The following is a 13,256-nucleotide window of genomic DNA, read 5'->3' as shown; positions in this document are numbered from 1 at the left end:
TGTGCTTCGTCACAACGGAGCCACGGTTAAACAGATCGATCGCAGGAGTGGTCACTGTGCATGTGAACCCAGTACCTAGTTCGCGGGTGGGGCGAATGGCCTGGTCATGGTTTCGTCACCCGGTGAAGAGCCGCGAGTTTCCCGCTAAGCAAGAGCGCCTGGTAACTGCCCAGGAGCTGTTGTTGTTCGGGACATAACAACCCAAGCTATCTAACCGCGATTCCACCGCCAGTTTGCTCGGCGGCACGGAATCGTCACTTCGTCGACAACAGCCCCGAATCCCGGATCGTCTCGGCCAACGGTTCCAGGACGGCCGGGTCGTGCGGCGGTGGTAGGTAGACGATTCCCAGGTCGAGTCCCTCGGCCGCCAGCCCGGCGGCGGTTTCGATGACCTGTCCGTAGTTGAGGTCCTCGCCGAGGCGCACATGCGCCGACATGGTGATTTCCTTCGGGTCGCGCCCGATGTCCGCGCAGCGCGCCGCCAGCACGTCGCGCTTGCGCGCGAACTCCTCGGGCGTGCCGCCGGCGAAGTTCCAGTGTTGGGCATAGCGCGCGGTCAGCGGCAGCGTGCGCTTCTCGCCGCTGCCACCGATGCAGATGGGCGGGTGTGGGCGCTGCGGGCCCTTGGGTTCGTTGCGCGCATCCTTGAGCTGGTAATACTTACCGTCGAAGTTGAAGGTCTCCTCGCTGAGCAGGCCGATCAGCACCTGACAGGCTTCCTCGAACCGGTCGAACCGTTCCCTGATGCTGCCGAGTTCGATGCCGTAGGCGCCGGACTCCTCCTCGTTCCAGCCGGCGCCGATCCCGAGTTCGAGCCGGCCGTCGGAGATCACGTCGAGGGCGGCGGCCATGTTCGCCAGGACCGCGGGGTGGCGGTAGTGGATGCCGGTGACCAGGGTGCCCAGCCGCAGCCGCCGGGTGGCCTGCGCCAGCGCGGTCAGCGTGGTCCAGCCCTCCAGGCACGGGCCGGCGCTGTCGGAAAAGATCGGGTAGAAGTGGTCGAAGGTCCACCCGGACTCGAAGACGTCGATATCGTCGGCGGCCTGCCAGACGGCGAGCATGCCGGCCCAGGTGGTGTTTTGTGGTGAGGTTTTGAACGCGAATCGCATGCCATCGACGCTAGTCGAAATTTATGAAGCGCAACTAAACTCGTGCGCGCGATGAGTACTGCCCTCGGGATCGACACCAGGATCACCCTGCTGTCCGCCGGCCTGATTTTTCTGTTGGTACTGGTCCTCGGAGTCTGGAAGTACCGGCAGATCACGACGTCCGAGGATCACCGGGCGCATCCCTACGTCGACATCGCCCATCGGGCGGCGTTGCTCTACTCGTTCGCGACGCTATTGCTCGCGGTCTTCGTCGAGCTCAGCGCCTGGCCCACCTGGATCAACCTGTCCGCGGCGATGGTGGTCGTGTTCTTCTTCGTCGCGGCGATCGCCGCCTACATCGAACACGGCGCGCGGCGCGACACGGTCAACCAATTCGAGAGGCCGGTGCGCGGGACCGGGGTCGCGATGGCCATGCTGATGGTCGGCGAGATCGGCGGCTTTTCGGTGGTTTTCGCCGGCTTCATCGCAGGGCAGCTGTGGTGAGCGTGGCGGTTGCGCGGTGACCTGCGGCGCCCGGCTCCGCCGCGCGTGCGGTCGCCGCGCAGGCACACTGGAGCGATGGACCCGGTAGTCGCTCTTCGGCAGATCGCCTACTACAAGGACCGCAGCCGCCAGGACCCCAAACGCGTGATGGCGTATCGCAACGCCGCCGACATCGTCGAGGCGCTCGACGACGCCGAGCGCGAACGACATGGGCAGGCCGGCAGCTGGCAGACGTTGCCGGGCATCGGACCCAAGACCGCAAAGGTCATCGCCCAGGCCTGGGCCGGCCGGGAACCCGACGCACTGGTCGAATTGCGAGCTGAGGCAACAGATCTCGGCGGCGGCGAGGTACGCAGCGCGCTGCGCGGAGATTTGCATCTGCACTCGAATTGGTCGGACGGATCGGCGCCGATCGAGGAGATGATGGCCACCGCGGCGGCGCTGGGGCATGAATACTGCGCGTTGACCGATCACTCGCCGCGGCTGACGATCGCCAACGGCCTGTCGCCGGAGCGGTTGCGCAAACAGCTCGACGTGATCGACGGGCTGCGGGACACGTTCGCGCCGATGCGCATCCTCACCGGTATCGAGGTCGACATCCTCGAGGACGGGACCCTGGATCAGCAGCCCGAGCTGTTGGAACGCCTCGACGTCGTCGTGGCCAGCGTGCACTCCAAGTTGTCGATGGACAGCGCGGCCATGACGCGCCGGATGGTGCGCGCCGTCTCGGACGGGCACGCCGATGTGCTGGGCCATTGCACGGGGCGCCTGGTTTCCGGCAATCGGGGCATCAGGCCGGAATCGAAGTTCGACGCCGAGAAGGTCTTCACCGCCTGTCGCGACCACGGCACCGCGGTGGAGATCAACTCCCGCCCGGAACGCCGCGACCCGCCGACCAGGCTGCTGAACCTGGCGCTGGAAATCGGCTGCGTGTTCAGCATCGACACCGATGCGCACGCCCCCGGGCAACTGGACTTCCTGGGGTACGGCGCCCAACGCGCCCTCGACGCCGGTGTCCCGGTCGACCGGATCGTGAACACCTGGCCGGTCGACAAGCTGCTGGCGTGGAGTCGGTCCTAAGGCCTCTAGACCCGTGCGGGCTCGGCGTCGGCGAGAACCGGCTCCGCGTCGGTGTTGCGGCCGTGCAGCACATTTGCACCGGCCACGATCGCGCAGGTGGCAGCCGGAAAGAGTAGAGAGTATCCCCCCAGCTGCGAGCCGAACACGATCCCGGCGATGCCGCCGCCGAGGAACAGCAACAGCGTGGTCACCAGGATCGCGGCCTTCCACTTCTTGATTCCGTCCTCCCGGGCGCGGCCGAGCATCAGCCCGAGGTCGGTCACGGTCCCGGTGAAGTGCGTCGTGCGAATCGGCATCCCGCGGAAGCTGGAGGTCATCGCATTTTGCAGCCCGAGCGCAGTGGCGGCGAACATCGCCTGGACCGCGGTCAGTTCGACTCCGAGCGATTCGATCTGCGCCTTGAAGAGAGTTTCTTCCACGCCCGCGGCGGCCAGCACGAGCAGTGCCGCCTCGGCGAACAACACCACGGCGTGGCGCGGTCCGGCCAGGGCGTCGGTGGGCGCGAGTACCGCCCCGGCCATCGTCGCGCCCGCCAGGAAACCGAACAGGATCGCGGCCAGCACGTGACCTTCGTAGAGCCAGGGATTGGCCGTGTTCATGCCCAGTTGGGTGGTGATCGCGGTGAGGTTGCCGACCGGCAACGCCAATATCAGGAGGGCGACCGCGTTGACGAAGCCCGCCGACAACGCGAGTACCGCGCTGTAGCCGAGCAGTAGACCTTCGCGAGGCAGGCCACTGTCGCGGGCGTTGTCCGGCGACACGTGTTCAGGCACTCCACTTCCCCCTCGGTTTTTGCCAGCTTACAAGCGCTGCGGCCGGGCCCGCCCGCAGCGCGCGTCAACTCAAACAAAGCTCTAATCATCGAAACAGCATGGGCTAGAAGCACATTGGTGAAGCGGTCGAAACCAGTCAATCGGGTAGTCGCGGCACTTCTATACCCGTATCGCGCCCGATCAACACCCCGCGCGTGAGAGCGGATTTGCCGAAGCGGTCGCGGACCTGGTCGACCGCGGCGTCGACCGCGTGTGAATCCTGTTCAAACGGCAGCATCAACTGCTGGGCCCCACTGCGATCGATGCCCGACACCGCGAAACCGATCAGCGTCAAGCCGCGTTGGGCGATCGTGGGTGCGGCCGAGGCGACCAGCTGGCGGCCGGCGGCCAGGATTGGCTGCGTCGACGACGTCGCCCACGGCAGGGTGTGGGACCGGGTCGCCCGGGTGAAGTCGTCGAACCGCAACCGCAGCACCACGGTGCGACCCGTGCGCCCGGCGGCGCGCATCCGGGCCGTGATGCGGTCGATCAGGTTGACCACAACCGCGTCGACCTCGTGGGGCGACATGCGATTTCCAGCGCGGCCCAACGCCCGCTGGGCGCCGACGGACTGGCGTCGCACGCCGGTGTCGACCCGGCGCCGGTCGAGATTGCGCGATAGCGCATACAGTTGGCGGCCCATCGCACCGCCGAGCAGTGCGGCCAGTGTCGACTCGCTGAGCTCGGCAACATCGGCCACCGTCGTGATGCCGTAGCCGTTCAACTTGTCCGCGGTCACCGCGCCCACGCCCCACAATCGGCGCACCGGCAATGGCCGCAGGAACGCCAGTTCCCGATCGGGCGCGACCAGCAGCAGCCCATCCGGCTTGGCCTCCTGGCTGGCGACCTTGGCCAGGAATTTGGTGCGGGCAATGCCCACGGTGATGGGCAGGCCGACCCGGTCCCGCACGTCGATCCGCAGCCGTTCCGCGATCTCGACCGGCGTGCCCGAGACCCGGCGCAGGCCGCCGACGTCGAGGAACGCCTCGTCCACCGACAGCGGCTCGACGACGGGTGTCACGTCGCGGAACACCTCGAATACGGCTTCGCTGGCCCGCGAATAGGCCGACATGCGCGGCGGCACCACGACGACGTCGGGACACAGGCGCATGGCCTGGCGGCCGCCCATCGCGGTGCGCACCCCGTACGCCTTGGCCTCGTAGCTGGCGGCCAGCACGACGCCGCCGCCCACAATCACCGGGCGACCGCGCAGCGTCGGGTCGTCACGCTGTTCTACCGACGCGTAGAAGGAGTCCAGGTCCGCGTGCAGGATGGACGCGTCACACCGCACGAACGTATGTTCGCACGAGGCTGTGACAGCTAGCCGGATTCGCCGTAGATGGCGCTGACCCAGATGTGGGTGAGGGTGTCTACTACGCGCTCGGCTTCCACCGCGGGTGTTTCGGCGGACAAGGCGGCCATCATGGTGCGCTCGTTCATCTGATTCAGCGAGGTCGCCAGGTCCGCGGCCGGGATGGTGTCCGGCGCGGCGCCGCGTTCGCGCTCGGCGGTGATCATCGCCGCCGTTTGGTCGATCCATTTCTGCATGAACCCCGACCACACAGTCCGCAGCTCCGCGCTGGTGGCCAGTGCCTCGGTGGCAGTCCGGGCGACGGCACGATGCGTGCTGAATTCCGTGAAGAACGCTTTGATGCCGTTGCGCCACACCCGGCGCGGGTCGGCCGGAAGCCGCATCACCGCACCGTCGAACTCGGAATCGGCTCGCGCGATCACCGGCTCGAGCAGCGACAGCAGCACGGCTTCCTTCGACTTGAAATAGAAGTAGAAGGTCGGACGCGAGATGCCGGCGCCTTTGGCCAGGTCATCGACCGAAATGTCGGCCAGCGAACGCTCTTCGAGCAGCCGCTCGGCGGTCGCGAGGATTGCCTGCTCACGGTCGTCACCCGAAGGACGCATCGAGCGGCGGCCGCGCAGGGCGCGAGTCTGGCCGGCAGTGGTCACGCCCGCTACTTTACACATGGTTGATGATCTCAACAGTATGTTGACTAGATCGACGCAGCGTTGATAACGTGGCCGTCATGACTGAGCACCTGGACGTCGTCATCGTCGGCGCCGGCATCTCCGGCGTGAGCGCGGCCTGGCATCTGCAGGACCGCTGCCCGACCAAGAGCTATGCCATCCTGGAGCGCCGCGACGATCTCGGCGGCACCTGGGACCTGTTCAAATATCCGGGCATCCGGTCCGACTCGGACATGTTCACGCTCGGATTCCGGTTCAAGCCGTGGCGCTCGGCGAAGTCGATCGCCGAGGGCGCCGACATCAAGGCCTACATCAAGGAAGCCGCGGTCGAGAACGGCATCGATCGGCATATCCGCTACCGCCACCGGGTGGTGACCGCCGATTGGTCGGACGCCGACAACCAGTGGACCCTGACCGTCGAGAGCGACGGCAAACAGCACGAGATCACCTGCTCGTTCTTGTTGGCCTGCACCGGTTACTACAACTACGACGAGGGATACTCGCCGACGTTCCCGGGCGCCGAAGACTTCGGCGGCACCATCGTCCATCCGCAGCACTGGCCCGAGGACCTCGACTACGCGGGCAAGAAGATCGTCGTGATCGGCTCCGGCGCGACCGCGATCACGCTGATCCCGGCCCTGGTGAATTCCGGCTCCGGCCATGTGACGATGCTGCAGCGCTCGCCGACCTACATCGGCTCGCTGCCCGGGGTCGACCCCTTCGCGGTGCGGGCCAACCGGCTGCTGCCGGAGCGCTGGGCGCACGTCGCAAATCGCTGGAAAGCCATCATCTTCAGCACCTTTCAGTACCAGCTGGCCCGTAAACGCCCCGCCTACATGCGCAATCTGCTGATGACGATGGCGCAGCGGCGCCTGCCGAAGGGCTACGACGTCGAGAAGCACTTCGGACCGAGCTACAACGTGTGGGACCAGCGGCTGTGCCTGGCTCCGGACGGCGATTTCTTCCGGGCCATCAGGCACGGCAAGGCCGACGTCGTGACCGACACCATCGACCGGTTCACCAAAGACGGAATCAAGCTCACTTCCGGGGCGGAACTGCAGGCCGACATCATCGTCACCGCAACGGGTTTGAACATGCAATTACTCGGCGGAGTGCAGCCCACCCGCAACGGCGAGGCCTTCGACCTGACGTCGTTGATGACCTACAAGGGCCTGATGTTCTCCGGCGTGCCGAACTTCGCCATCACCTTCGGCTACACGAACGCGTCCTGGACGCTGAAGGCCGACCTGGTCTCCGAATTCGTCTGCCGCTTGCTGAACTACATGGACGCCAACGGCTTTGACAACGTAGAGCCGCAGCATCCGGGCAAGGACGTGGACGAACTGCCGTTCATGGACTTCAGCCCCGGCTACCTCCTGCGGTCGGTGCACTTGCTGCCCAAGTCGGGATCGCGCGAGCCGTGGCGGCTCAAACAGAACTATCTGCTCGACATGCGTACGATCCGCCGCGGCAAGGTCGCCGACGAGGGCCTGCGATTCGCGAAAAAGCGCGCGCGAGTAGCGGTTTAGGGGCTAACGACGACGATGCCGTCGTCGTCGCTGTAGGCGATCTCGCCAGGCACAAACGTCACACCACCGAGGCTGACCTCGACGTCGCGCTCGCCGACGCCGCTCTTGGCGCTCTTGCGCGGGTTGGTGCCAAGCGCCTTGATGCCGATGTCGATGCCGCGCAATGCGGCGGCGTCGCGCACCGCGCCGTTGATGATCAGCCCCGCCCAGCCGTTGGAGCGGGCGAGTTCGGCGATCAAGTCTCCGACCAGCGCGCTGTGCAGCGATCCGGCGCCGTCGATCACCAGCACCCCGCCCGCACCCGGTTTTGACAGTACGGATTTCAGTAGCGCGTTGTCCTCGAAGCAGCGCACGGTGCGGATCGGTCCGGCGAATTCGGTGCGGCCGCCGAACTGGCGGAACTGAAGATCACAGCTGCGTACGTCGGATCCGATTCGGTCGACGAGGTCGGCCGTCGCCTGGAAGGACACGCTCATCAGCGGCGCCGCAGCTGCCGGATCAACAGGATCGCGAGCAGGCTCAGCGCGACGGCGACCACGAGTGGCAACGTCGACGAGCCGGGCACCGACTGTGGAATGTTCGCCGATACCGGGTTGTTGGCGCCGTCCACAGTGGACTTCGCCTGTGCGGCAATATCTTTGGCCGCAGCAGCAATTTCACCATTGGGCTCGTTCCCGGGGTGTGGATCCTGGTGCGCCGCTGGCGGTTTCGGGGGCGTGGGTGCGGGGCTCTTGGCGGGCGCCTTTTTCGCGGGTGCCTTTTTGGCCGGAGCCTTCTTTGCGACGGCCTTTTTCGCGGGCGCTTTCTTGGCCGGTGCTTTCTTCGCGGGTGCCTTGTTGGCGGCCTTGGCGGGGGGCGTCTTCTCCGGCGGCGTCGCTGCGCCGTTGGCCTCGCTGTTGGGTCGGTCTTCAGGGTCTGCCATGCGGCCGCTCCTTCGCAGCTTTCTCTCGGCCTCTGTTAGCGCCACCAAAAGTTAGTCGGACCCCATCATGCCAGCACGGGCGATCGCAGCCCGCCGACCAGGTCGGTCAGGGCTTGCGGCGCAGGGTCAGCAACAGACCCGCACCGACGATCGCCACGGCCACCGCGACGAACGGCCAGACGGGGACGCTGTGGCCGGCGTCGCTGGTTGCGGCCGGGGGTCCCGGCGTGCCGGTACCGGCCACCGTCAGCCGGAACGACCACGACCCGGACACCACGTGTCCATCGGCGGACGTCACCCGGTAGTTGACCGTGTAGGTGCCCGTCGGTCCGAGGGGACGCAGCGCGATGCCGACGATCGCGCCCTGCACCGTGGTGTTTCCGGTGGACCAAACATTGCCGTCCGGTCCGACGACGGTCATGGCCGCGAACGTGGTCTGCAACCGCTCGTTGAAGGTGGCACTCACCCGGCTCGGACCGGTCGCGAGAACCGCATCGTCGGCGGGGTCGGCGGACACCCGGGTGGCGTGTGCCGACGCAACCGGTGCGGTCAGCGTCGCGGTAGACAGCAAGGCGGCGAGCAGCAGGCCCACCCAGGCGACGAGGGCCTGCCGCCTCATGTCCTGGGGCGGCGGACCAGCACCAGGGCGATGCCCAGCGCGGCCACGACCAGGGCGGCCCCGCCCAACACCCGCGCGATGTTGTCCCCCGACAGCGAGCCGCCGCCGTGATCGGTGGGCGTTCCCGAATGGTGGTGCTCATGCGGGGCGCCCGACCCGGCACCCAGGGTCAGCGTGGGCACCGGATGCTCGGGCTCACCGCCACCGGCCAGCGGTTGCTGATCCCATTTGACGATCGTCCCGTCGGCGTAGGTCTGGGTGGCCGGGAAGTCGACGGTATCGGTGTCGGGCAGTTTCACCGAGATCCGGAACAGCGCGAACTGGTCGACGCCGATCCCGCCGCCCGGCGCCGCCGTCCAGGTCACCGATTTCACGACGCCGGATGCCGTGTCACGGTCGAGCTTGGCCGTCCAGCCGGGCATGGCTTCGGTGCGCACGGATGCGACGTTGGGAAGCGCGACGCTCAGCGCCGTGGTCGCGGCGCCCTTGTCGGATTCGTTGGGTACCTGAAAGGTCACGATCGCCATGGCGCCCCGGACCGCGTTGTCGGCGCTGGCATGGACGTGCGCCCACGCGGTGGCGCTCCCGGAGCCGACGAAAAGCGCGGCGGCAGTGCAGCAGACAAAAAGGGCGCGCAACATCCACCTGTCGCGGAATGGCATGTCAGATCACTACTTTCAGGTCAGTCCGAGTCGAGCCATCAGATCTGCTTCGATGCCGTCGAGTTGCGAGGAGATCGCCGAGTGCGCGGCACGCCGGCGCGCGGCCGGCATGTTCTCCGCGGCGGTGACGGCCGCCGACAAATCGGTGAGCCGCTCGGAGATGGCGGCCACGAACTGCTTGGTCTCGGCGTCCTTGGGCTTTTTGTCCTGCACCATTCGCAACGACTTTTCCGAGCCGGCGATCCGCGCCGACAGCTGGGCGCCGTGCCCGGAGAACTGGCCGATCTGCGCCAAAGGAATCCCGAGTTGGTCCGCGCGACGCTGGTCGATCATCGCGCGGGCGGCCATCGCCGCGCGGTAGATCACCGGCGTCAGGATCGGTGCCAGCAGCCGCGACACCGTCAGCACCCGGCGGATCCGCGTCGGGGACAGCACCTTGCCCTCCCGCGCGGCCTTGAGCTCGGTCTCGGCGACTTTTAACGCCGCGCGGTCGCTGTCGCGCTGCGACTTTATCTGCGCCTTGAGCGCCTTGTCGGCCGCCCGTCGATCGGCCTTCAACCGGCGCACCTGGTTCTTGGCATCGAGCTTGGCTTCCAGCTTGGCGCGGGCCTTGATCGCACGGGCTTCGGCACGACGCGTGGCGCGAGTCTTTCGCTTGCGAAACAGGCCCATTCCCGGCCGCCTCCCGGTGTCTCGTGGACTATCGCTGTCGCGTATACGCGATCCGTGAGCAACCCTAATCGGAACGGGTCGGCGGCAACCCAACAGGGCGGGCTGCGCCGAGCAAACCGGCTAGGCGTCGAGGTGTTCGGCGCGGCGGAGTTCGTTGACGCGCTCCACGATGTCCTGCTGCGCTTGAGGCGACAACCCGACGGCGCGCTGCGCGATGCGACGCACACCGTCGTCGCGCATCGTGGACATCCAGACCAGCTCCTTGTCGAGCTTCTCGTAGTACTCGTCGTCGGTGAAGTAAGCCGACTTGATCCGGAAGAAGTTGGCCAGGGCGGCCATCGTCGCCGACGACGGATTCGTGCGATTGCCGGAGCGTAGCTGCGACAGGTAGGGAGCCGACATCGTGATGCCCTCCGCCTTGAGTGCCGCGATCACCTCCGCTGAGGTGTGCGGTCCGCGCCCGGGTGGATACACCGTGTCGAACAAGCGGTTCAGGCGGGCGGAAAACGTCGTGCTCATCGATATGACCTCCACTGGGCTGTAGAAGTGAAACTGTTACCTAAGTGTATTTGCTGACCATGGTAGCGAGAGTTTGTGTCCGCAACCAGGTGCAAAGGGGGGCGGGTTCGCTGGTGGCGCCACAAGGGTTCGCTGCATCCACACCTGACGAGCGTCCAACTAAATGACGGTAGTGTCCATAAAGCGAACAAAACTCACAGGTTATCCGCAGAAAGCTAGTCTGGTAGCCGGACCCTTCGGCGCTGTGCCGAAGGGTAGCGCCGCAGCCGGCCAGATGGTGTCGGGCGGATATCTCGCAACGGACTGGTAGCGAAAACCTATCGAAAGCCAACTTTGCTGTCTGGTCTGATTTTTGTCACCTCAAGAGGGGAGGGGTGCAGCAAATGGCCCTCAGAGATACCTCTGGGGGCGACTGCCGGGCTCGGCCGGCTTGCGCGGGCGAGCGTCGCTGCGCCTTAGACGGTCTCCGGGGACCTCCCCGCATACGAACCCTCGATGCGGCGGCGTCGCAGTGTTTGCGCCACTGCCCCGGATACGGCAGCCAACGCCACCGCGACGGTCGCAGCGATGGCCACCGACCGCCAGCCCAGCGCGCCGTCGAACAGCATCCACAGCCCGAACTCGAGGATCAGCATGCCGGCCACAATGTGTAGCAGCTGCTGGGGCAGCCGGCGGTGTAACAGCATCCCGGCGCCAATCGCCAGGGCGTCGGCCAAGGCCATACCCAGGGTGCTACCGATCCAGACGCCCACCCAGTCGTGATCGCCGGCCCGCGTCACGGTCGCCAGCGTTGTCTTGTCACTCATTTCGGCGAGTGCGAACGACGACACTACGGTCAGCAATGCGAAGCGCCGTATCTGTGGATTCGGTTTATGAACTAAATCGTTTGAATTCCCTTATGCCGCAAGCAGCATGGCCAGAATAGCGGTGTCGGGATGGCTGATGGGGTCGACGCCGACGCGGCTCACCATCGACGTGATGGTGCCGTCGGCTTCGGCTTCTACCCATGCGGCCCGGTGCTCCAAACCCAGATAGGGCAACCCCGGTAACAGGACGCATCCCGACGCTGCTCCGGTGCATTCCGGCAACGACGGTGTGGTTTCGGACGGGGGATGCAGCATCAGCAGCGCCGGCGGTTGATGATCCGCGAAATACCCTGGCTGGATTGCTGATTCACCGAATACCGTGCCCTCGGCGAGAACCAGCCCGACGGTGTCGGGCTCGGGCTCGTCTGGCAACTCCTCGCGGGCGCCGAATACCGTTGTGGTGGAAAGCAATCCAGGCAACGACGCGACCCGTACCGCAACCATCAACAGCTGCGCCCACTCCTTGGTCGAGTCGGGCCAACGGCCGGAGATGACAAACCCCTTCAGGGCACCACGAGCATGGAAGGGGGCTACCCCTATCGGCTGGCCCGAACCAGTTTCCATGTCGACCTCCGCGCGACGTCGTCGTCCGAATTAACCACGCTGGTAGCTCGAATAGTTAAGAATGCCTGCGGTTTAGGCGTGTTGCAACTCGACACGGCCACGGGTGCTTACCTTTCCTGAAGCGAGCCAACCGGGCCGGGATAGAGCTGAGGGCGCCACGCGATCCGCGTGACGCCCTCAGCTCTACGAGACTGGAATCAGCCGAAAATAAGGCCCTGGGTCTTCGACGTTGCGGCTGCGTAACGCGACTGCACATCTGCCCAATTGACCACGTTCCAGAACGCCTTGACGTAGTCGGCCTTGACGTTCTTGTACTGCAGGTAAAAGGCGTGCTCCCACATGTCGACCTGCAGCAGCGGGATGATGCCCAGCGGCACGTTAGCTTGCTGGTCGTACAGCTGGAAAGTCAGCAACCGGTCGCCGAGCGTGTCATAGCCGAGCACCGCCCACCCCGAGCCCTGCAGGCCGTTGGCCGCCGCACTGAACTGAGCGCGGAACTTGTCGAAGGATCCGAACTGCTCGTCGATCGCGGCCGCGAGGTCGCCGGTCGGCTTGTCGCCACCGTTCGGAGACAGGTTCTTCCACCAGATCGAGTGGTTGACGTGGCCACCCAAGTGGAACGCCAGGTTCTTCTCGTTCAGGAAGATCGCGGCGTGGTCGTCGTTGGCGCGTGCCTCTTCGAGTTTGGCAATGGCGTCGTTCAAACCCTTGACGTAGGTCGCATGGTGCTTGCTGTGGTGGATCTCGTTGATCTGACCTGAGATGTGTGGTTCCAGCGCTGCGTAGTCCCAGTCCAAATCGGGCAGGGTGTATTCAGCCACGGCATTCCTTTCCTCGATGATCGTCTTAACGCGCATTCGCACGGAGTCCGCCACGCGACAGGCTCAGCGTAATCAACCCTGCTCCATGACTGCACGCGCCGCAAGGACCGCTCGAATGGGCCGGCGGGCCGAGTACCCGCTCGGCATCGTTTCAAGAGGAAATAATCAAGACAAAACGATGAGCGCGAGAACTGCGAGCAATGCCAACGCGATCAGGCCGGCACGCAAGGCAGCGATGCTGTAACTGTGGTTCCAGGCAGGCGATCCGGAATACGAGTTCGACGGGGCCGGGGTACCCGAACCCAACGAATGCATCGCCATCGGTCGCCTTTCACCGCTCGGTCACCTCAGTCGAGTGAGGTGAGTCACAACAGTTTTGGTGATGGCGATCATAACCCTTTGTGATGGGGTTGGAAAATGTCCCTAGCAACAACTCGCTGAGCTGGGGATTCGCGCCGACTGCCGGCGACCGGGGCCGGTCTGGGAGGAAGGTGACTCCGCGTGATTCGAGGGCGGACCACATCGCTGTGCAACGGGCGGTCGATTCGCTCGGCCCCGTGTCTGGCCTGTCGATGACCTGCCGAAAGCGCCCGGCGTTATCCACAGTTGGGGCCAGGG

Annotated in this window: 15 protein-coding genes and 1 pseudogene; 3 read left to right on the top strand and 13 right to left on the bottom strand. The window is 65.7% G+C overall.

Annotation, left to right across the window (positions count from 1 at the left end; genetic code table 11):
* Nucleotides 1–254: 254 nt before the first annotated feature.
* On the bottom strand, nt 255–1,109 hold the full coding sequence (locus MJO58_RS27155) for an LLM class F420-dependent oxidoreductase (protein ID WP_090597872.1): 855 nt from the start codon (nt 1,107–1,109) through the stop codon (nt 255–257).
* A 51-nt stretch (nt 1,110–1,160) separates the two neighbouring features.
* On the opposite strand from MJO58_RS27155, the gene MJO58_RS27150 reads away from it, so the two are divergent.
* Entirely contained in the window at nt 1,161–1,592 is a 432-nt protein-coding gene (locus tag MJO58_RS27150; RefSeq protein ID WP_239721543.1) for a hypothetical protein, read from the top strand.
* Between the two features lie 75 nt (nt 1,593–1,667).
* The gene (locus MJO58_RS27145) at nt 1,668–2,672 is read left to right on the top strand and encodes a PHP domain-containing protein (RefSeq protein WP_090597870.1); all 1,005 of its coding nucleotides are present in this window, start codon (nt 1,668–1,670) and stop codon (nt 2,670–2,672) included.
* Between the two features lie 5 nt (nt 2,673–2,677).
* Here the strand turns inward: MJO58_RS27145 and MJO58_RS27140 are convergent, their stop codons facing one another.
* The 3 genes from MJO58_RS27140 to MJO58_RS27130 form a co-directional block, all read right to left on the bottom strand.
* A complete protein-coding gene (locus MJO58_RS27140) occupies nt 2,678–3,433 on the bottom strand; it encodes a YoaK family protein (protein ID WP_090597868.1) in 756 nt (251 codons plus the stop codon).
* A gap of 148 nt (nt 3,434–3,581) precedes the next feature.
* Nucleotides 3,582–4,775 (bottom strand): DNA polymerase IV, encoded by a 1,194-nt coding sequence (dinB, locus tag MJO58_RS27135; RefSeq protein WP_239721541.1) that lies wholly within the window; start codon nt 4,773–4,775, stop codon nt 3,582–3,584.
* A gap of 29 nt (nt 4,776–4,804) precedes the next feature.
* Nucleotides 4,805–5,446: a TetR/AcrR family transcriptional regulator gene (locus MJO58_RS27130; RefSeq protein ID WP_090597864.1), complete on the bottom strand. Its 642-nt coding sequence runs from the start codon at nt 5,444–5,446 to the stop codon at nt 4,805–4,807.
* Nucleotides 5,447–5,523: 77 nt separating this feature from the next.
* Here MJO58_RS27130 and MJO58_RS27125 point away from each other — a divergent pair, with 77 nt between their 5' ends.
* Nucleotides 5,524–6,993: a flavin-containing monooxygenase gene (locus MJO58_RS27125; protein WP_090608253.1), complete on the top strand. Its 1,470-nt coding sequence runs from the start codon at nt 5,524–5,526 to the stop codon at nt 6,991–6,993.
* On the opposite strand, the gene rraA is transcribed toward MJO58_RS27125, so the two are convergent.
* From rraA to MJO58_RS27080, 9 genes and pseudogenes are all read right to left on the bottom strand, one after another.
* A complete protein-coding gene (gene rraA, locus MJO58_RS27120) occupies nt 6,990–7,469 on the bottom strand; it encodes a ribonuclease E activity regulator RraA (RefSeq protein WP_090597862.1) in 480 nt (159 codons plus the stop codon). The genes MJO58_RS27125 and rraA overlap by 4 nt on opposite strands.
* Nucleotides 7,469–7,915, bottom strand: coding sequence for an Rv3852 family protein (locus tag MJO58_RS29000; RefSeq protein WP_434086282.1), 447 nt, complete (start codon nt 7,913–7,915; stop codon nt 7,469–7,471). Before MJO58_RS29000 ends, rraA begins: the two co-directional genes overlap by 1 nt.
* Before the next feature lie 106 nt (nt 7,916–8,021).
* Entirely contained in the window at nt 8,022–8,534 is a 513-nt protein-coding gene (locus MJO58_RS27110; RefSeq protein WP_090597860.1) for a copper resistance CopC family protein, read from the bottom strand.
* Nucleotides 8,531–9,196 (bottom strand): YcnI family copper-binding membrane protein, encoded by a 666-nt coding sequence (locus MJO58_RS27105; RefSeq protein ID WP_090597858.1) that lies wholly within the window; start codon nt 9,194–9,196, stop codon nt 8,531–8,533. The genes MJO58_RS27110 and MJO58_RS27105 overlap by 4 nt, the downstream gene beginning before the upstream one ends.
* A 15-nt stretch (nt 9,197–9,211) precedes the next feature.
* Nucleotides 9,212–9,868 (bottom strand): DUF6474 family protein, encoded by a 657-nt coding sequence (locus MJO58_RS27100; protein WP_239721540.1) that lies wholly within the window; start codon nt 9,866–9,868, stop codon nt 9,212–9,214.
* Between the two features lie 120 nt (nt 9,869–9,988).
* Complete coding sequence (locus MJO58_RS27095; RefSeq protein ID WP_090608251.1) at nt 9,989–10,387, bottom strand: transcriptional regulator; 399 nt, start codon at nt 10,385–10,387, stop codon at nt 9,989–9,991.
* Nucleotides 10,388–10,885: 498 nt separating this feature from the next.
* Nucleotides 10,886–11,238 (bottom strand): annotated as a pseudogene (locus tag MJO58_RS27090) (TMEM165/GDT1 family protein); the annotation flags it as partial.
* Nucleotides 11,239–11,283: 45 nt separating this feature from the next.
* Nucleotides 11,284–11,817, bottom strand: a complete 534-nt coding sequence (locus tag MJO58_RS27085) for a peptidase (protein ID WP_090597853.1) — start codon at nt 11,815–11,817, stop codon at nt 11,284–11,286.
* Nucleotides 11,818–12,014: 197 nt separating this feature from the next.
* Nucleotides 12,015–12,638, bottom strand: a complete 624-nt coding sequence (locus MJO58_RS27080; protein ID WP_090608247.1) for a superoxide dismutase — start codon at nt 12,636–12,638, stop codon at nt 12,015–12,017.
* Nucleotides 12,639–13,256 lie beyond the last annotated feature (618 nt).

Origin of the sequence: Mycobacterium lentiflavum (genome assembly GCF_022374895.2) — a bacterium.
Taxonomy (GTDB): Bacteria; Actinomycetota; Actinomycetes; order Mycobacteriales; family Mycobacteriaceae; genus Mycobacterium; species Mycobacterium lentiflavum.
Note: the sequence above shows the minus strand (reverse complement) of the source record. Positions and strands in the feature narration are given on the sequence as shown.